At 61.2% G+C, this 17,620-nt stretch carries 18 protein-coding genes and 1 pseudogene; 9 read left to right on the forward strand and 10 right to left on the reverse strand.

What is annotated here, in order from left to right; translation table 11 throughout:
• Window positions 1-41: 41 nt before the first annotated feature.
• From ABIB36_RS20025 to ABIB36_RS20040, 4 genes are all read right to left on the reverse strand, one after another.
• Complete coding sequence (locus tag ABIB36_RS20025) at window positions 42-521, reverse strand: GNAT family N-acetyltransferase (protein WP_084345279.1); 480 nt, start codon at window positions 519-521, stop codon at window positions 42-44.
• A 98-nt stretch (window positions 522-619) separates the two neighbouring features.
• Window positions 620-1,909, reverse strand: a complete 1,290-nt coding sequence (locus tag ABIB36_RS20030; RefSeq protein WP_256895411.1) for an APC family permease — start codon at window positions 1,907-1,909, stop codon at window positions 620-622.
• Between the two features lie 421 nt (window positions 1,910-2,330).
• Window positions 2,331-2,960 (reverse strand): hypothetical protein, encoded by a 630-nt coding sequence (locus tag ABIB36_RS20035; RefSeq protein WP_084345277.1) that lies wholly within the window; start codon window positions 2,958-2,960, stop codon window positions 2,331-2,333.
• A gap of 134 nt (window positions 2,961-3,094) precedes the next feature.
• Window positions 3,095-4,651: a helix-turn-helix domain-containing protein gene (locus tag ABIB36_RS20040; RefSeq protein ID WP_354562631.1), complete on the reverse strand. Its 1,557-nt coding sequence runs from the start codon at window positions 4,649-4,651 to the stop codon at window positions 3,095-3,097.
• A 142-nt stretch (window positions 4,652-4,793) separates the two neighbouring features.
• Here ABIB36_RS20040 and ABIB36_RS20045 point away from each other — a divergent pair, with 142 nt between their 5' ends.
• Entirely contained in the window at window positions 4,794-5,258 is a 465-nt protein-coding gene (locus tag ABIB36_RS20045) for a nucleoside deaminase (RefSeq protein WP_084345275.1), read from the forward strand.
• Complete coding sequence (gene codB, locus ABIB36_RS20050; RefSeq protein WP_084345274.1) at window positions 5,255-6,589, forward strand: cytosine permease; 1,335 nt, start codon at window positions 5,255-5,257, stop codon at window positions 6,587-6,589. The genes ABIB36_RS20045 and codB overlap by 4 nt, the downstream gene beginning before the upstream one ends.
• Window positions 6,590-6,670: 81 nt before the next feature.
• Here the strand turns inward: codB and ABIB36_RS20055 are convergent, their stop codons facing one another.
• Together ABIB36_RS20055 and ABIB36_RS20060 are read right to left on the reverse strand one after the other, a co-directional pair.
• Window positions 6,671-7,348: a peroxiredoxin-like family protein gene (locus ABIB36_RS20055; RefSeq protein ID WP_084345273.1), complete on the reverse strand. Its 678-nt coding sequence runs from the start codon at window positions 7,346-7,348 to the stop codon at window positions 6,671-6,673.
• A gap of 246 nt (window positions 7,349-7,594) precedes the next feature.
• Window positions 7,595-8,044 (reverse strand): winged helix DNA-binding protein, encoded by a 450-nt coding sequence (locus ABIB36_RS20060; RefSeq protein ID WP_084345272.1) that lies wholly within the window; start codon window positions 8,042-8,044, stop codon window positions 7,595-7,597.
• A gap of 49 nt (window positions 8,045-8,093) precedes the next feature.
• On the opposite strand from ABIB36_RS20060, the gene ABIB36_RS20065 reads away from it, so the two are divergent.
• Both ABIB36_RS20065 and ABIB36_RS20070 read left to right on the forward strand, forming a co-directional pair.
• Window positions 8,094-8,822 (forward strand): hypothetical protein, encoded by a 729-nt coding sequence (locus ABIB36_RS20065; protein ID WP_218775699.1) that lies wholly within the window; start codon window positions 8,094-8,096, stop codon window positions 8,820-8,822.
• Between the two features lie 489 nt (window positions 8,823-9,311).
• Window positions 9,312-9,490 (forward strand): annotated as a pseudogene (locus ABIB36_RS20070) (IS110 family transposase); the annotation flags it as partial.
• Between the two features lie 66 nt (window positions 9,491-9,556).
• Here the strand turns inward: ABIB36_RS20070 and ABIB36_RS20075 are convergent.
• On the reverse strand, window positions 9,557-9,922 hold the full coding sequence (locus ABIB36_RS20075) for a winged helix-turn-helix transcriptional regulator (protein WP_256895407.1): 366 nt from the start codon (window positions 9,920-9,922) through the stop codon (window positions 9,557-9,559).
• 68 nt (window positions 9,923-9,990) lie between these two features.
• On the opposite strand from ABIB36_RS20075, the gene ABIB36_RS20080 reads away from it, so the two are divergent.
• The 3 genes from ABIB36_RS20080 to ABIB36_RS20090 all read left to right on the forward strand — a co-directional run bounded on the left by ABIB36_RS20080 (window position 9,991) and on the right by ABIB36_RS20090 (window position 12,334).
• Window positions 9,991-10,749: an SDR family oxidoreductase gene (locus tag ABIB36_RS20080; RefSeq protein ID WP_084345270.1), complete on the forward strand. Its 759-nt coding sequence runs from the start codon at window positions 9,991-9,993 to the stop codon at window positions 10,747-10,749.
• A gap of 285 nt (window positions 10,750-11,034) precedes the next feature.
• A complete protein-coding gene (locus ABIB36_RS20085) occupies window positions 11,035-11,664 on the forward strand; it encodes a hypothetical protein (RefSeq protein ID WP_354562624.1) in 630 nt (209 codons plus the stop codon).
• Window positions 11,665-11,830: 166 nt separating this feature from the next.
• A complete protein-coding gene (locus tag ABIB36_RS20090) occupies window positions 11,831-12,334 on the forward strand; it encodes a nucleoside deaminase (protein ID WP_084345268.1) in 504 nt (167 codons plus the stop codon).
• 62 nt (window positions 12,335-12,396) lie between these two features.
• On the opposite strand, the gene ABIB36_RS20095 is transcribed toward ABIB36_RS20090, so the two are convergent.
• Window positions 12,397-13,992, reverse strand: coding sequence for an amidohydrolase (locus ABIB36_RS20095; protein ID WP_354562622.1), 1,596 nt, complete (start codon window positions 13,990-13,992; stop codon window positions 12,397-12,399).
• Window positions 13,989-14,957: a DMT family transporter gene (locus ABIB36_RS20100; protein WP_354562620.1), complete on the reverse strand. Its 969-nt coding sequence runs from the start codon at window positions 14,955-14,957 to the stop codon at window positions 13,989-13,991. The genes ABIB36_RS20095 and ABIB36_RS20100 overlap by 4 nt, the downstream gene beginning before the upstream one ends.
• Window positions 14,958-15,011: 54 nt before the next feature.
• Here ABIB36_RS20100 and ABIB36_RS20105 point away from each other — a divergent pair, with 54 nt between their 5' ends.
• Window positions 15,012-15,626 (forward strand): TetR/AcrR family transcriptional regulator, encoded by a 615-nt coding sequence (locus ABIB36_RS20105; protein ID WP_354562617.1) that lies wholly within the window; start codon window positions 15,012-15,014, stop codon window positions 15,624-15,626.
• A gap of 49 nt (window positions 15,627-15,675) precedes the next feature.
• Here ABIB36_RS20105 and ABIB36_RS20110 read toward each other — a convergent pair whose 3' ends face one another.
• The gene (locus ABIB36_RS20110; protein WP_354562615.1) at window positions 15,676-16,233 is read right to left on the reverse strand and encodes a TetR/AcrR family transcriptional regulator; all 558 of its coding nucleotides are present in this window, start codon (window positions 16,231-16,233) and stop codon (window positions 15,676-15,678) included.
• Between the two features lie 79 nt (window positions 16,234-16,312).
• On the opposite strand from ABIB36_RS20110, the gene ABIB36_RS20115 reads away from it, so the two are divergent.
• Window positions 16,313-17,020, forward strand: a complete 708-nt coding sequence (locus ABIB36_RS20115; protein WP_354562613.1) for an SDR family oxidoreductase — start codon at window positions 16,313-16,315, stop codon at window positions 17,018-17,020.
• Window positions 17,021-17,620: the final 600 nt, after the last annotated feature.

Raw genomic sequence — 17,620 nt, forward strand, 5'->3', positions numbered from 1 at the left:
ATGCGGAGCCGGAATCGTACCGGCCATATCGAGGACTATTTCTATCGCAGTCGCTTGCTCAGATAGACAAGTGCATAGCCGCTCGAAGTCGGTACACGATGTGTTTCCTGGTACCCGAACCTCGAGTAGAGCCGCAGATTACCGACACTGCGTTCGCCGGTGAACAGCTTCAGCTCGGTGATGTCCTCAGAAACTCGCTCTTCCACGAGTTCGAGCAACCGACTTCCCAATCCACGACCCTGTACATCAGGGGCTACGACCAGCCTGCCCACCTCTGCACACCGCGCATTTGAAGGAAGGACACGCACACGTACCGCCCCGACGAGGCGTTGTGCGCCATCACGCAACCCGAACGAATCCACTTCAGGCTTGTCGAGTTCATTCGTCACCTCGGTCAGCGATTCGACCAACGGAGGAAGGTTCAGATCCTCGTGGGCCTGGGCCTCGGTCACGTAAGCGGCACGCTGGAGCGTGAATAGCTCACCCGCGTCCTTCGCCGACAAGGTCACAACTGATTCCATGCGTAGGAACTATTCCAGAACAGCTCGGCCCCAACCCGCCCCCGACAGCCATCTTGCCGCGACGCTGGCCGGGACGGGGACTGAACGGCCATGAGGTCCTACAACTTTGGTGCCGGGCCACGAAAGTGCCGAAAGGCTGCTTCGATACCGAAGGACAGCGCCACCATAACTGCCAGGACGGTCGCGGGGCCGACGGTGCTCTCGGCAAGTAGAGCTGCCAGCGCGCCGGCACACGCCGTAGCTGACAGGACAGCGATCCACGGCGTCGATCCACGCTGGCGCGCTGTGCGAGCTTCAGCGGCGTTCACCACGGCGAAGATGATGAGAAAGCCCGCGCTACCCATGGTGGAGATGCTGTTCAGGTCCAGTGCATTCGCGAGCACGATGGTCGATCCGGAGGTGATCAGCAGCCCTTCGATCGGGTGGTTCCAGATTGGACGTTGGAGCTGGGCAGGTAGTTCTCGCGACTTGGAGATGACGTAGATCATCCGAGCCGATCCGTACAAAGTGGCGTTGATCGCCGACGCAGTCGAGAGCATCGCCGCAATACCGATCATCGTGAACCCGACTGCTCCGAGGGCGGGGCGGGCGGCCTCGGCCAGCGCGTAGTCACGCGCGTCGATCAGGCTCGCTAACGGCACGGCCCCCACGGAGACAACAGCGACGAGCACGTACAACACGATCACGAAGAGCACCGAAATGTAGTAGGCCCTCGTGAGGGTGCGGCCGGGATCGTCGACGTCCTCGGCGGTGTTGGCGATCAGTTCGAATCCTTCGTAGGCCAAGAAGATGATCATGCCGCCTGCCACGATGGAGATCGGGGAGCTCCACTGTGACGGTTCGAGCCGTTCTGCGGAGACCCCAGCCAGCCCGACCACCACGAACAACACCAAGATAGCGATCTTGATCGCCACGACATAGCGCTCGGTGCGAGCGATCGTAGATGCACCGGCGATGTTGAGAACGGTGATGAGGACGATCGCCGCTGTGAGAAGGAGATGCTTGCCAAGGCTGCGAAACTCCGGTGGCAGGAAACTGGACGCGTAGCTCCCGAACGCCTGTGAATACAGCGCCAACATAACGATGTAGCTCATCCACAGCAGCACATTGATGCCACCGGAAAACAATCCCGTGCCGAACGCACGATTGACGAACGTCACCGTGCCTCCGCGGCTCGGATACGACTTCGAGAGCAGCGCATACGATCTCGCAGTCAGCAACGCTACCAGCCCGGCCAGGAGAAACGCGATCGGTGCGGCGCCTTTGGTGATCTGCACCGATAGTCCGAGGACGGCGAAGATCCCGCCGCCGACCATGCCTCCGACGCCGATGGCTACAACGCCCCACAATCCGATCGGATGTGAGACCGCAGGAACGGAGCGGGGCATCATCGAAGTCTATCCGCCGCAGTGCACACAATAAGCGCGACGAATCTAAGCAGATCAGGAAATGCTGATCTGCCCGGTCGTTCCGGTGACCGTCCAGTGTCCGTCGACCTTGTCGAGAACATAGGTAAGCCCGATTCCGCAGTCGACGCCACACCAGAGGTATTGAACTGAATCGGCGCGGGAAGTCCGGGCCCTCGGAACTCACCTCTCTGCTCGGCAGACCAGCTCAGCCAACCTGCGCACGAGGCGAATCCGAAGACGAACGCGAGGAGTCCGGTGGCCCACAACCCCAGACAGCCGGTGCCCATACTTTCGTTACGCTTCGAGGACCTACTCCATAGGAGAAGTGCACCGAACATCGAAGGCACGCCAACGAAGATGAAGGTGATCCATAGAAACTGCGACCATGAAAAATGGATTGTCATGTTCGTTCCCAACGCTCGTCGGTGTGACGCCACAGCGTCGGTTCGTCATCGATCTCGATGACATTGGGATCGAGCCAAAAGGTCGCGTCAGGATCCCACCCACCGAGCAACGTCGATCGTTTGTTGTCGGACAAGGAGATTGCGATACCGAGTGTAGTCAAATAACCGTGCAAACCGAGGTGCGCCGGGTCGTAATCTTCAGCTACTGCGGCCCAGTCGGGGATGAACCAGTTACGGTACTTCCCGGTGGTCTCGAACCAGTCGGAGCGCCTCGACTCCGGCACGGCCAATGGGTATCTTTCGACCAGATTGGCCCATTCCTGCGGCGTGGAAATCTCGTACACGCGGGGTGAGTTGCGGACGTGGACGGGCCGGACTCTTGCTTCTCCGCCACCGTCCGAGTCTTCTTCCATCAGCAGTTCCAGTGCGCCGATCCCGTTTCGAGTTCGGGTGGTGGTGAGCGTGTTACCGGAGACCGGTGTGGACCACCATTCACCGGACAGCCTGCTTTCGGGATAGGCAGACCGATGGTCCCGAAACCGTAATTCGCTCTCCAGAGTTTTCGTTCGCCACTCGTCGAGGCTGGACGAGTCGGGGCGGTAAGGAGCGGTCGATTCCAGCCACACGACGGGTGATATCGGCCAAGCTTCCGGTGCACGGATTCGACCAGAACCGAGTCCAACGGCGAGCAGTGAGTGACACAACCACCGAAACGAGGAAGTGGGCGCCGCACCCCATCCGCCGAAACAGATGCAGCGGATTACGGCTGGCCGTTCGAGGAACGCGCGAAAGCGGCCTGCGGGTCGAGACCGGTCTTCATGCGCCATGCGGTCAGTGCCAGACCCAAGCACACCAACTGCATCGGATCATCGAGGGGTGCGCCCAGCAGCTTCTCGAGACGGGCCAAGCGGCCATAGAGAGACTGACGTCGAATCCCCAGAAGGACAGCGGTCTGGGCCTTGCTGCCCCGGTTTGCGATGAACGCATCTAGAGTCCTGACAAGGTCTGCGGAATGCTGTGTGTCGTAGGCGATCACGGGGCCGAGCTGCTCGGCGATGAATGCGTTGAGCATGGTCGCCGGTACCCCGGCGGCGAGCAACCGTTGGATACCGACATCCCTCGCGAGGATAACCCCGGTTCGGGTTCCGAAACGCCGGGCGATCTGGACGATCTCTCGTGCCTGACCGAGCGCCGTCGAGATGTCGGATAGTTGCTGGACCGGCGCTGCCACCCCCAGCGTGCGTATCGCCGATCCGCCGGGTCCCCGGCGCAGTAGCGCGTCGACTTCGATGAAGGCGGCCCGAACGCGCGCCGGCGAGGCGTGTAACCATCCCTGAGCGAGCACGACTATGTGGTTCGCGGTCACCCCGATCAGGCATCGACCGAGTACTGCCTCGACCGCCTCCCGGACAGGGGCGGCGAGCTCGCGAACCGGTGTTCGATGATCGACATCAACGGCAACAACGAGTACATGCTGACCGTCCAGTGGTGTCCAGCCTGCAGTACTCAATCGCTCGGACAGGTCACCGTGGGAGGTGAGCACGCCTCCCACCAGGTCGGTGATCACCGACTGAGCGAGCGATTGACGGGGGCTGAGGTCAGGGTGGCGACCCATTTCCAGGGCCACCGCGACAGCCGCGCACTTTGCGACAGCGGAACGCCGCGCGGTCGCCCGTCCGCTCAGGACGAGTCGCCCGAGCGAGCCGGTTGGACCGCGCACATCGAGGATCGTCCGCTCACTCTCCGACCGCTCCGCGGCGGTGGCGTTGCGTTCGACGACTCGGCCCTCCGCGTCGACAAGATCGACCCCGCACCCGGCGAGGCGCGCGATCCCGTTGAGCAGCGCGGTCATCCCCTGCCCCGCCACGACGAGATCCAGAAGTTCCTGCCAGACAGGATCACCGGCCCGCGGCGAACCGAGCCTGCGACGGACTATCAGGTCGTGAAAGTCTTCGACCATCCGCTCGAACGGAACCACCGCATGCAGGGTAAGGAACGCCACGCCCCGACGTCGAGAAGCCTCGATGAGCTCGGGCGGGGCGGTGAGGAACGAGCGTCCGACCTCTATCGCGAGTGCAACGCAACCGGCGTCCGCCACCTGGTCAAGGTAGGCGGTCAGCTGCTCGGCGGACCGCCCCTGGAGACCGAGTCCCGTTGTGAGAAGAAGCTCTCCGCCGGCGAGCAGTCCGCCCATCTCGTACACCTCGGACGAATGGACCCAGCGGATCACCGCAGTATCAGGAGAGCCCGCGAGCACCTCGACGGCGGCAGCCTTGAACGAAGGCAGAGCGAGAACTTCTCGCAGAGTGGGCAGCATCGGTCAATACTCGGCCACAGGGACAGTTCGTCATAGAGTGCCTTCTGCCCAATTGACACCTTGTCCCTTGGCAACCCATTTCAAGCCTGGTCGAATTGTGATACGCGCCACAAGGACGCTTCATCTTCGTCAAGGAGGACACTTGAACAATTCAGTCCGCACAGATGAGTACTTTCTCGGACTCGCCATCGAACAGGCGAGGATCGGCTGGGAGGAAGGTGGCGTGCCGATCGGTGCGGCGTTGGTTCACGAGGGCGAAGTTCTCGCTGTGGGCCGCAACCGCAGAGTTCAAATGAACAGCGCCATCCGCCACGGAGAAACCGATTGCATCGAACAAGCGGGGCGGCTCCAGGCTTCGGTTTACCGTAAGTGTGTCCTCTATACAACTTTGTCGCCATGCTTCATGTGCGCGGGTACTGCTGTGCTGTACGAGATTCCAAGAATCGTAGTCGGTGAAAACAGCTCGTTCGAGTCGTCGGAATCCTGGTTGCGTGAGCACGGGGTGCAGGTCGACGTGGTCGACGACGCCGAGTGCATGACGCTGATGGAACGCATGCTGGCCGAGCGACCGAGCCTGTGGCTCGAAGACATTGGCGAGCAAGCATGAGCAGCACAGCTGAACCCGTGCCGGTCGAAGCCGACTGCACGGACACTGGCACCCCCATCGACCTGGATTATCCCGTCACACCGGTGCCGCTCAGTGCCCGTAAGCCGTTCTTCTCGCTCGCAGTGGTGCTGCTGGGGTTCACCATCTTCACACCGACGATGCTCGCCGGTGCTGCACTCGGCACCGCATTCTCGTTCTGGAAGTTGATGATGGTGATCGCGGCCGGATCGGCGATCTTGGGCGCGTACGTCGCCATGATGGGGTACGCCGGTGCTCGCACCGGCCTGACGACCGTCGTCATGGCGCGCTATAGCTTCGGCTCTCGCGGGTCCAAGCTGGCCTCGTTGTTGCTCGGTGGCACCCAAATCGGTTGGTACGGCGTCATTATCGGCACGATCGGCGAGCTCACCGCTCAAGCTTTGGGCTGGGAGTCGTACGCCGCCCGCGCGGCGGTGATGATCGCGGCGAGCATCCTGATGTGCATCACCGCGTGCTACGGATACCGCGGGATGTATTGGGTCTCGTTGATCTCGACTCCGTTGATCATCGCACTGGCTTGCTGGGTGGTGTCCAGGTCCCTCGACGAGGTCGGCGGATTCTCAGGTCTGACTTCGATCGAACCCACAACGACGATGACAGTCACCCTCGCAATCACGACGGTGGTCGGCACCTTTGTATCGGCCGGGACGCAAGCACCCAACTGGACCCGATTCGCCCGTTCCGGATCGCAAGCAGCTTGGGCATGCATAATCGGGTTCCTCGTAGGCAATGGACTGATGATCCTGTTCGGCGCAATCGGAGCGATCACCTTCGGTGAAGGTGACTTCGTGCTTGTTCTCTATAATCTCGGGCTGGTCGGTTGGGGTTTGGTGCTTCTGTTCGGAAACCTCTGGAAGAGCAACGCCGACACCGCATATGCCTTCGGAGTCGCCGGTGCCGAGATGTTCAGGCACCCACGAAAGGCGCCATTTATCATCGGCGGGTGCGTGATCGGCACCCTTCTCGCGCTGACCGGCGTGCACAACCATCTCGTGGACTATCTCAGTCTGCTGGGAACCTTCATCCCACCATTGGGAGGCGTGCTCATCGGGGACTTCTTGTGCCGATGGCGTCGAGGCATTCCCGAAGACCACACCCCGCAGCCGGTGTACTGGCGCCACCTCGCTGTCTACGCCATCGCAGCGTTCCTTGCATGGCTCTCCGGAGAGTTCGAGGTGGGGATTCCTCCGCTGATCGGCATCGTGGTTGCCATCCTCCTGACAGTGGGCCTGCATCGGCGCTTCGCCGCGCCGGGGGCCGTTAGCCGGGAGAGCGTCGGCCCGACTGCCTGAACCTATTGCGATACGAGTGAAGAATCGGTGTCCAGCGGGCACCGATTCTTTGTTCGCAAGTAGCGACGTTCGTCGTTGTTGTTACTGGTGGTTTGCGAGGGCAGCGTCGAGGGCGGAGAGGATCTGGGCGGGCTCGCTACGGGTGGTGTAGTCGGGGTGCACATCGATCCACCGGATCGAGCCGGCAGCGTCGACTATGACCACCGTGGGAAACGGAAGTGCATGAGTGCCATCGGCATTGATGTCGGCGAGATCGAGTCCCAGGCTTGCCTGCGCGTCACGGGCTTCTTTCCCTGTTGCGGTGAGGATGCCGAGCCGGCCTGCGATCTGGTTCCCCGGGTCGGAGACCACTGTGTAGGTCAAATCATTCTTCTGTTGCATCGACAGCGAACCGTCCGGCTTCTGAGGACTGACAGCCACCAGAGCGACGCCGCGAGCGTCGAGCTCACTGACCAAAGTTTCCTGGTAGGCGCGGAGTGTCAGGTTGCAGTACGGACACCACGCCCCTCGGTAGAAGACCACCACTGCGGGGCGTCCGGCCCGGACCGTCGACAACGTAGTGGGATGTCCGCGCTCGTCGACAACGTCTCCGTCAGGCATGGCAGTGCCGGCGGAAACGACATCTGCCGGTATCCCCGCTGAGGTGACGCGTGCCAGGTCGGCATCGAAGGCCGCCCTCACTTCTGCAGGCAGTCGTGTCGCTGATTTCCGCTGATGCTCTGCAACGCGGTCGGCAATCGGTGTGTGGGGAGTAGTCATGAGCAGGGGCTCCGGTTCGGTAGGGGTCGTTGGGAAGAGCAATGCTGTCGAGCAGGATGCCTTTCCGTCCTGTTCGCAAGTGTGCACTGTGGTCGAACGTCCACTGAACGAACGTCCCGTGTCTAATTCTGCGTCGCTTCGGAAGCGTCGCGATGCGGGGATACAGTTCAGCTGACCACGACCGCAGCTCCAACCACCTGTAGAACCTCGCACGCGGGGGGCGAGAACCAGCCAGTGCGAGGCAATCTACCAATGCCAGGCATCACCGCCCACGTTCTCGATAGTCCGCTGCAACACTTCGATGGTTGTTACGAAGTCTGCTTCGCTGATGCCCTGCATCCGTTCTTCCTGAAGCCTGCGCTGAACATCCGATCCAACCCGAAACTGTTCGACACCGTGCTCGGTCTGCTCGATAACCGAACCAGACAGATGGACCAAACCTTTCGTGACCGCCGATGCAATCGCCTCGATGATGGCTTCCGGCGTGTCGTTGTGGCCGAGCTTCTCGATCGTCTCGTCTCGGTCGACACCGTTGGGAAACAACGAAAGCTGATGGAGAAGCCACCATTCGGGTTGCGAGAGCCCAACCTCGCGTAACGCGCTGCGGGTACGAGCGCGAATAGCTTCACCAGCTCGCACGGTCCAGAATCCGATGGGCTGGCGGTTCGGTGGTTGCATGGGCATCGGTGGTGTCATGAATCCGACGATAGAACCTAAACCGCCGAGCGGCCCTTAAAGTCGTGCGATGACTACATCGCCGGGACCTGTGACCGCAGACGACGTAATTGAAACAGCCACGGCCGCTGCCTCAGCACTTCGCGATGCTGCTCCGAACGACTGGTCTGTCGCTGCAGGCGACCTGACATGGAACTGCTGGGAGACGGTCGAACACACCGCTGACGACTTGTTCTTCTACGCAGCACAGCTCGGTGCGGGTGGTACACCCGGTCACCTGCCGATCGAGGCGCGTTCGAGACGGCCGAGTGGTCCAGAGAACTCGATCAGCGTCGATCCGGATATCGGCGTCGAAGGGCTGCTCGACGTGTTCACCGCCATGGCGGCGCTACTCGCAGCGATAGTGCGAGTCTCACCGCGGACAGCCCGAGCACATCATGTGTACGGCTTGGCCGACCCTGAAGCATCAGCCGCTATGGGCGTGCTCGAGACGGTCGTCCATACCTTCGACGTCACAACTGGTCTCGGGGTTCGGTGGCGGGCAGACGACGCGCTGTGCACCCGGGTGATCGCCCGACTTCTACCCGAAATCGAGCCGGCCGACGACGGTTGGTCCACCCTGCTCTGGGCCTGTGGGCGTATCGATCTACCCAGGCGGCCCCGTCGTGAAAAGTGGTCTTGGGACAACTCCATTCGTGTTCCGAGTTACGCCACCAGTGCACGGGAAACCTTGCAATCTTCACCAAAGCCCCCAGCACGCAGTGAGACCTCCTTGGGCACAGTGGATCCGGCGATGTGAATAGGGTGATTCAATGTGCCTACTCACGATACTTTCACCGACGACGGTCAGGACCCCGCTTTTCAACGCGTCGATTCTTACCGCGACACCAGCTGGCCAGATCCCACTAACTAACTAAGCCCATCTCGACTTCGAAGGCGACAACCTCGCGGAAGGTGAACACCACGCCATATTGATCGTTGCGACGTTCACCGTCAACGGGAGTACTGGTAATGTCGTCGTTGCCATCGACCCTGTATGCAATCCGTTGTGCATCCTTCTCCCCCCAATCTGTGAGCTCAGAAGACGCGGTGATGACCTTGTGGTTCTCGCTGCAGCTACTACCCCGCAGGCAGGTACCCGCTGAGGCAGTGCAGCAAGCGGGGTGACGATGCTTGTGGAGATAACCGACATCGTCCGATCCGCGACGCAGGAGCCTTCGCCGTCTACGCCGCGGCCGCAGCGCTTTCGACCGTCGGTCGAAAGGCGAGCACCGAAAACACAGCGAAAAACTCCACACTCAAAAGCGCCATGTACGTTTCGGCATTCGCCGCACTGAAAGACCCAGTCTCACGGGCCTACTATGACCGAAAACGCGCCGAAGGCAAAACCATAGCGCCGCACTCATCTGCCTCGCACGACGCCGCAGCAACGTCCTCTACGCCATGCTCGAGAAGGGCAGCGAGTACCTAACTGCGCACGAACGAGGAAACGAAGTGCATTCCGCAGCGGAATGCATGAGCTGTCGCAGAAGGTTACTGCTGAGCTCCCGGAGGAAAAGGATCGAACTGTTCACCAGCGGCCCAGACTCGGGACCAGTCCCACAACGGTTCCAAAGCCTGACTCAATCGAATACCGGCGAACGAAAGTTCGTAAGCCCGCTTTGCGTTCTTCTCGACAATCCCCGCATCTTGCAGCTGCCGAAGCCTCTCGGCCAGCATGCTCGATGAGCAGTTGTCCATTCGTCGACGCAGTTCCAGGAACCCCATCTGACCGGCTTCCAGTTCCCACACAATGCGCAGGCTCCAGCGTTGGCCCAACAGATCCATCGCGCTACGGGCGGCTGCTGCTTCCTCATCGTTTCCCGACCGATCCGGGGGAGGTTCATTTGCGCTTCTCATTTCGAACCACCCATAGTTACTTCTGAATCAGAAGCATTCGGTGCTGAACGAATAATGGGGGTAGAGAGATGGCAGCGGATCCGGTGGAACGGGTTGCTCTAGTAACTGGTGCCTCTCGCGGGATTGGCGCTGAGGTTGCCCTCCAGCTCGCATCTGCTGGCTACCTCGTAGTCGTCAATTACCGCGAAAAACGGGCTCGAGCGGACAAGGTGGTCAACGAGATCGACGCTGCCGGGGGAAGAGCGTGGGCTCTTCAGGCAGACCTCGCCGACATGGACAGCGTCGAGGCCATGGTTGCGTCGATCGCAAATCGGTTGGGGCACCTCGATTTGATGGTCCTCAATGCCTCAGGCGGATTGGAGTTAGGAGCGGGGCCGGACTACGCCATGCAATTGAACCGCGACGCACAGCTGACACTGACAGATCTCGTACGACCCATCATGCGACCCAGTGGCCGGATCGTGTTCGTCACCAGCCACCAAGCCCACTTCGTCTGCCAAAAGCCTGTGCCCGAAGACTACGAGCCGATTGCACTGAGTAAACGAGCAGGCGAAGATGCACTTCGAGCTCTCATTCCCGAACTGCAACAACAACGGATCGACCTTGCGGTTGTGTCCGGAGACATGATCGACGGGACCATCATCGTGCGCCTGCTCGAACGGCGAAATCCCGATGCAGTGGCTGCACGACGCGACCAGGGCGTCCTGCCGACCATCGAGGAATTCGCCCAAGTCGTAGTTCAGGCATCAACTACCGATATCGAACCTGGTCAGACCTTCTACGTCGGAGGTGCAGATTATCTGCAGCATAGCGAAATCGAGTCCTAGGAACGACACTCACCCCGAACACGTCATCCGATCGCGAGCGCAGGTTCGAACTCACCTCGGTGAAACCCAGCGCTATGACGCAGACGAATTCAATCCACAGATCCGCCAGCCCTCTGTCTAACAACAGACCCGAAGTGATGACCTCGGCTCGGATGAGAATCGATCCCGCATTGCTCACGGGTTCCTGGTGGAGCGTGCAACCGATAGACAAGGCGAAACACCGGGCATCACCACAGGCATCGAAACTCCTTACTCGTATCAGTAGCGGTATGCAAGAGTGTTCGAGTGAGCGAACCGAAGCCGGCCGACGTCATCGCTGCGGTGATGGCACTGACCCCGCTGAGCGCCGTCTCCGACACAGATCAACGTTGGCGAAAGGTTGCTGCGCCTACCGACTGGACGGCCGTGCGTACAGTCGCTCATATATCCGACGCATTGGTCTTCTACTGCGGGCAGGTCGCGCGGCGCGCATGCCACGCATTACCCGTGGTCCGCACCGGGCGGGTTGGACATCCGTCAGAGCAGTTGGACAACGCCGTGACGAGCGCTCACATGCTTGCGGGGCTCCTCAGAGATCTCGGCATCGAACGCGCGTGGCATCCCAGCGGGAACGCAGATCGAGCAGGGTGGGTTGCCATGGCGGTCACCGAGATTCTCGTGCACGGATACGACGCCGCGCAGGCACTCGAAATCGACCTCCAGTTGCCCGAGAGAATTTGCGACCGAACCGTATCGCGGGCATTTCCTTGGGTTGTCCCGAGCTGCGCGCCCTCGGACAGACTGCTGCTCGCGGTGACCGGCCGGATCGAGATCCAAGGCGTGAAGCAAGATCCGCAGTGGTGGTGGCAATCAGCACCGCTCCAGGAGTGGGACGGAAAACCGAGGCTACGAACCGTCCAACCAGGATGGTCGTAAGCTCGGGCAACGGACTCACGCTGGTCGCTGCGGCGTTTGTCGGCTTAGTGATCCACCGAATCGATAACGGCAAGCGAATCGATCTCGAACAGCAACAACCCGGTTCGCCGACGAGCTGAGGATTCTCGCTGCTGAACCTTGGACCCCGGCAGGGCACAATCGGGAGATGACGTTCTCCGATTCCGATGATCTGGGCCATATTCGTCGATGTGTGGAGCTGGCGCGCGAGGCGCTGGACGCAGGTGACAAACCCTTCGGGTCCGTGCTCGTCGACGACGAAGGGCGCGTGCTGTTCGAAGATCGCAATCGTGTGAGTGGCGGTGACTCGACTCGCCATCCTGAATTGACCATCGTGGAATGGGCCGTGCAGCATTTGAGTAGTGAAGCTCGAGGACGGACGACGGTCTACACATCGGGCGAACACTGCCCGATGTGCTCAGCCGCCCACGCCTGGGTAGGTCTCGGCGACATCGTCATCGCGGTGACGAGCGCCCAACTCGCCGCGTGGCAGCAGGAGTGGAACGTCGATCCCGGACCGGTCGCACCCTTACCCATCGGTCAGGTGGCACCGTTGGTCAGGGTCCGTGGGCCCATTGCGGACGTTCGCACCGAGATGCGTTCGCTTCATCGTCGGAATGCTGGACTGCCGGACGAATCAGTTTCCGGCTGAACAGGCCCCGGCCCAGTGATGTTGGTAGTCGACTAGATCACCTCGAAGCAGCCCGATGACGACTACGCCTCGAAAATCGTCTCACCGCCGACAACGGTGCGAAGAACCTTCAGAGCCGACAGATCAACTGGACCTTCCTGCAGCGGATCTCCGTCGAGCACGACAAAATCTGCCAACAGGCCAACGGCTATACGTCCCTTGTCAGCGGCTTCTCCGGTAATTTGCGCAGCAGCACTTGTGTAACCGGATAGTGCAACGTCGGCGCTCACCCGTTGCTCGGCGCCCAGTACGTGACCCTCGCGGGTTACACGATGCACGGCGGTATTCATGGTGAAGAGCGGATTGACGGGGGTGACCGGGCAATCACAATGCAAGGCAAAAGGAAGACCCGCCGCCAGTACCGATGCTACCGGGCTGATCCGCTCACCGCGCCGCTGCCCGAGGAAGCGATCGCGGTGCCGATCACCCCAGTAGTAAACATGATTGACGAAGATCGAAGCGACAACCCCTAGCTCGACCATTCGTTCGATCTGGTCGTCGCGCAGTGTCTGCACGTGTTCGAGGCGATGCATGATGTCGATTTCGGGATGCGCAGTCTGAGCAGCCGCGATAGCGTCGAGGGCGCAATCGATGGCCTGATCGCCATTGGTGTGAATCGCGACCTGACGTCCCGCGGCATGATGCTCGGTTACCAGAGCGTCGAGCGAGCCCGACGGAATTGCCATTCCCCCGCAGTGACATCCACCCAAATCGTGGTACGGCTCTGTCAAGGCAGCGGTGTGCAACTGGATCGAACCATCCGAAATCAGCTTGACCCCTCCCACATTCACCAAGGGTGTCGGTTCAGGGACTTTGCCCAGCTGATCGTGGACACCATGCCCGAGGTACAGGCGCGCCCGCAAACGCAATTCGCCGGTCTCTTCGAGTTCGCGGTAGGTTCTGTACATCTCCTCGGTGACGTACATGTCGTGGAAGCTCGTGATACCTACCGAGGCCATCACTTCCTGAGCGCGCAAGAGTGCTTGACTCGACGCTTCGTGGTCGACGGCTGGAGATAGCTTGTACACCAGGGACATTGCCGGAACTTCACACAATTCACCGGTCGGAACACCGTCGGCATCACGAACGATGACTCCGCCTTCCGGATCGACCGTCGTGACATCGATTCCGGACATCTTCAGGGCCACAGAGTTGACATAGACGCCGTGGCCGGACAAGTGACGCACCATGATCGGATGCTGCACCGATGCCCGGTCGAGATCAGCCGTCGTCAACCCCCGGTCTTCAGCCACCAGGCTGTCGTCGAAGCCCCAGGCCTGGACCACCTCACCGGCCGGCGTTGTCGCCGCCCGCTCACTCAGCGCGGCGATGACCTCCTCGATCGTGGGGCACGCACCGGTCGTCGCATTGACGTCACTGAGCCACATCCCCCACATGATCGGGTGCAGATGCGTCTCGATGAATCCGGGAACAACCACTGCCCCAGCCAAATCCACTACCGGCACGCCAGGACCGGCCAATGCTGTGATCTCGGCGTCGGATCCGACCGCGGCAAACCTGCCGCCCTGGGTGATCAGTGCCGTGTGCCCGCCGGCAGATGCACCGTCCATTGTCTTGATGTCGCCGTTGATGTAGACACGGTCTGTCGCGACAGTCATGCTTTGATCTCCATTCGTTTGCCGACACCAGGCGTCGGTGATTTCATTGCAGGCTGGCGCGTCGCGACAACCACTCCGGCAAGTATCAGCACCGCGCCCACAACCTGGACCATGCTGGGTATTTGAGATAGAAGGACAGCACCGAACAGCAACGCCGACGCCGACTGCAGCACGAGACTCGCTGCAACAGAACCCGCCGGCAACCGTTGGCCAGCGCTTGCCACCAACAGCCAACCCACAACCTGAGATACCAACGCCAACAGAACGAGCCACCCTTGCGCTGCCAAAGGCGGTGCAAGATCGAGAGTCCCGGTAGCCACACCGAACAGTCCCGCCGTAATCCCGGTGGCAACGGTGGAAACCAGCATCGGCAGCCCCGTCCGGCCCGCGGCTCGCGTCGCGTGGCCCATCACGAAGATGTACACCGCGTAGGCCCCGGCTGCGATGATGGCATAGGAAGCACCGACCGCTGGGTTGGCGCCCGAGAGCGACGTACTCATACCGGCGACCAGCGCGACGCCCACGAAGAGCAGCGGCATACTCCTGGACAGTTCGCGAGTGATGCGCTGACGCAGGATCACGTACCCGAGGATAGCCACGAACACGACCTGCAGGTTCAGCAGAACCGTCGACAGGCCGGCGCCGATCGAGTGGATCGCCTCATGCCACAGCACCAGGTCGATACCCAGGAACACACCTGCGACGACGGCTTTGGCCACCCACCGACCGGGAGTCGGGTGTGCTTGCGGGCGACGTCGTTGCACGAGAACCACGATCACGAGCGGAATCACGGCGTAGAGACACCGAAAGAACGCGCCGGTCGCGGGCGAGACGCCGGATAGGTCGTACAGGATCGACGTCATCCCCAGGATGCAGGCGCCCGTGACAACTACCTGCAGATCTCGACGACGTCGAACATCGCGAGTTCCATCGGAAACGACTTCCGAGGATGACTCATCACTCATGGTGATACATTATCACTGCACTATTGCGCCGTCCTCAAAAGGGAAGATGTTCACATGAGAATCCCGGTCACTCGTGAGCGCATCATCACCGCTGCCGCCGAACTCGTGGACAGCCATGGCCCCGACGCCCTGGTCCTCAGTCGACTCGCCGAAACCCTCGACGTGCGACAGTCAGCTCTCTACAAGCACGTGAACGGCGTCGACGACGTCCAGCATCAACTCAGCCTGCTTGCGCGGCAACTGCTGGCAGAGCACCTCCGCGCAGCCGCCGTCGGTCTCGCCAAGGACGACGCCGTCATCGCGCTCGCCGACGCGTGGCGTAGTTTCGTCCGCTCACACCCCGGGCTGTACGCAATAACTGACCGCTACCCCACCGCCCCGCACGCCGACCTCGTGGCCGCCGTCGGCGCGGTTGTCGACGTCATCAATCGGGTCATTGCCGGCTACGGATTGAGCGCGGATGATTCCGAACAAGCAGCATGGTCACTGCGCAGCGCTCTCCATGGGTTCTGCGTCCTGGAAGCACAAGAAGGCTATCCGGCCGGTGCAGACCCCGACCGCGTGTACCGACGACTAGTAGAACTGTTGTGCGCTGGCGTCATCGGCTTTCTTACCCCGCCTGCTAATGGTGGCGACGATGGCCCGGTCGGCGAACGCCGTTTCGCATGAAAGTACTTGCTACCGCACGCATTCAGACGACCGCTTGTTCCGCGTACAACTAAGTACAGAACGATAGTGCCGTCAGGCCCATCTCGGCGATCGACATCAGTTCGTCGGAGTTCGCTCCGTCGCGGGCGCGGGACGACATTCCACCGTGGACAGCCATCACGAAACTCGCGAGCTGTTCCGGGTCGGAGCCGAGGGGCACGTCGCCCTCTGCGATTCCGCGAGTGGCACGGTCGACGAGGCGCTGGCGCAGCATTTCACGCTCACCGGCCAGTCGCGGCTCCGTCGCTACGAAGCAGCCAGGGGGCGTCCCCTCGTCGGTATGAGCAAAGGCACTCAAGTGGAGCATTTCGGTAACGCTCTCCTGAAATGTCCGTAGCGACAGCGCTTTCTCGAATTGGGTACTCACGCTGGTGAAGTAACAGGCTGCTGCGGACCGAAAGAGCTGATCCTTGTCACCGAACGCCGCATAGAGGCTGGGTGGAGTGATTCCCATCGCCTCGGTCAGCTTGGCGACGGTCGTGGATTCGAAGCCGTCGCGCCAGAACTGTTCCATGGCGACAACGATCGCCGTCTCGCGGTCGAATGTTCTCGGTCTACCAGCCATCATTTCCCCATTCTATAGCAGTCACTACGGAATGTGCTACGTTCGAAACGCATTCCATAGCGATCACTACAGAAGGACTCACATGCAGATCAAGAACTCAACCGTCCTCGTCACCGGTGCCAACCGGGGCATCGGCGCGGAATTCGTCCGCCAGCTGAAGGATCGTGGTGCAGCGAAGATCTATGCCACCGCCCGCAACGCGGACTCGATCAGCGCCGACGGCGTGGAGGCAGTCACCCTCGACATTACGAACGACGGTCAGATCGAGTCCATCGCCGCCCGAGCAACCGATGTCCAGATACTGATCAACAACGCCGGTATCTCATCCGGTGCCGATCTCGTGAGCGGAGACCTCGATACGATCCGCCACGATCTCGAGACGAACTTCTTCGGGCCGCTGAAGCTGACCCGCGCATTCGCTCCGATCCTCGGAACCAACGGAGGCGGCGCGATCCTGAACGTCTTGTCGGCCGCGGCGTGGTTCACCGCCCCGGGAGCAACGTCCTACGCCCTGTCGAAAGCCGCTGCCTGGAGCTTGACCGACGCAACTAGGGTCGAACTGGCAGCACAAGGGACACAGGTCACCGGGCTACACATGGCGATGGTCGACACCGACATGACAGCGGGCATCGACGTACCGAAAGCCTCACCCGCTGCAATCGTGACGGCCGCGCTCGACGGCATCGAGTCAGGCGCCAGCGAAGTCCTCGCCGATGCGGTGACCGTCCAGCTGAAAGCAGGCCTGCACCTCGACCCGACCGAACGCTACGGCACCATGATCCGCGCGTAACCGAACGAGAGGGCAACACCCGCTCCCATGTGCGCATGGGAACGGGAGTCTTCCTCGAGGCGTTGGTGATCGGGCGTCCGACCTCTTCTTTGGGGCCACTGTGCACGGAGCATGAACAATGACGGCGATGCCAGCAGCAGCGGGTCCCACCCCGCCGTTCCGCCGGCCCCGACTCATCCTTTCGATTGACCCGGACATCAACCTTACGCACGACGACCTACGCCGATCACCCTGGTGGACTGGGAACTATGGCTGATCTTCCGATTCGCACACGGTTTCAAACAGACTCACCCGCTTTTCCGGCGCACTGGCGTCGGGTCGCGGGGCATGGGTCTCACTCGGTGAGGAATCAACGATTTTGATACAGGTAAGGATCTTTCGGACGTCCGCAGAATCACTGCCGATCTCCTTCCGCCGGGTCGGTACGGGAAGGCTGATACCGCCCGCGAAGGCCTGAATACTGGATCCGCTACAGCTTTCGGCGAGCCTGTACTGGCACCGGACCTGGCCTCCCGCGCGATCCGCGGCATCGTATTCCGCTGCCGCAGCCGAAGATACGGAGATCACGGTTCTGCGGCAAGTGTCCGTCGGATTCGCCGA

Origin of the sequence: Rhodococcus sp. UYP9, assembly GCF_040547235.1 — a bacterium.
Classification (GTDB): Bacteria; Actinomycetota; Actinomycetes; order Mycobacteriales; family Mycobacteriaceae; genus Rhodococcoides.

Bases quoted from the DNA above. Each gene is read 5' to 3' on its own strand.
- ABIB36_RS20040 (WP_354562631.1), bottom strand. From the start codon at position 4,651: ATGCTGCCCACTCTGCGAGAAGTTCTCGCTCTGCCTTCGTTCAAGGCT.
- ABIB36_RS20110 (WP_354562615.1), bottom strand. From the start codon at position 16,233: ATGATGGCTGGTAGACCGAGAACATTCGACCGCGAGACGGCGATCGTT.
- ABIB36_RS20105 (WP_354562617.1), top strand. From the start codon at position 15,012: ATGAGAATCCCGGTCACTCGTGAGCGCATCATCACCGCTGCCGCCGAA.
- ABIB36_RS20030 (WP_256895411.1), bottom strand. From the start codon at position 1,909: ATGCCCCGCTCCGTTCCTGCGGTCTCACATCCGATCGGATTGTGGGGC.
- ABIB36_RS20075 (WP_256895407.1), bottom strand. From the start codon at position 9,922: ATGAGAAGCGCAAATGAACCTCCCCCGGATCGGTCGGGAAACGATGAG.
- ABIB36_RS20055 (WP_084345273.1), bottom strand. From the start codon at position 7,348: ATGACTACTCCCCACACACCGATTGCCGACCGCGTTGCAGAGCATCAG.
- ABIB36_RS20060 (WP_084345272.1), bottom strand. From the start codon at position 8,044: ATGACACCACCGATGCCCATGCAACCACCGAACCGCCAGCCCATCGGA.
- codB (WP_084345274.1), top strand. From the start codon at position 5,255: ATGAGCAGCACAGCTGAACCCGTGCCGGTCGAAGCCGACTGCACGGAC.
- ABIB36_RS20090 (WP_084345268.1), top strand. From the start codon at position 11,831: ATGACGTTCTCCGATTCCGATGATCTGGGCCATATTCGTCGATGTGTG.
- ABIB36_RS20115 (WP_354562613.1), top strand. From the start codon at position 16,313: ATGCAGATCAAGAACTCAACCGTCCTCGTCACCGGTGCCAACCGGGGC.
- ABIB36_RS20095 (WP_354562622.1), bottom strand. From the start codon at position 13,992: ATGACTGTCGCGACAGACCGTGTCTACATCAACGGCGACATCAAGACA.
- ABIB36_RS20100 (WP_354562620.1), bottom strand. From the start codon at position 14,957: ATGAGTGATGAGTCATCCTCGGAAGTCGTTTCCGATGGAACTCGCGAT.
- ABIB36_RS20025 (WP_084345279.1), bottom strand. From the start codon at position 521: ATGGAATCAGTTGTGACCTTGTCGGCGAAGGACGCGGGTGAGCTATTC.
- ABIB36_RS20065 (WP_218775699.1), top strand. From the start codon at position 8,094: ATGACTACATCGCCGGGACCTGTGACCGCAGACGACGTAATTGAAACA.
- ABIB36_RS20080 (WP_084345270.1), top strand. From the start codon at position 9,991: ATGGCAGCGGATCCGGTGGAACGGGTTGCTCTAGTAACTGGTGCCTCT.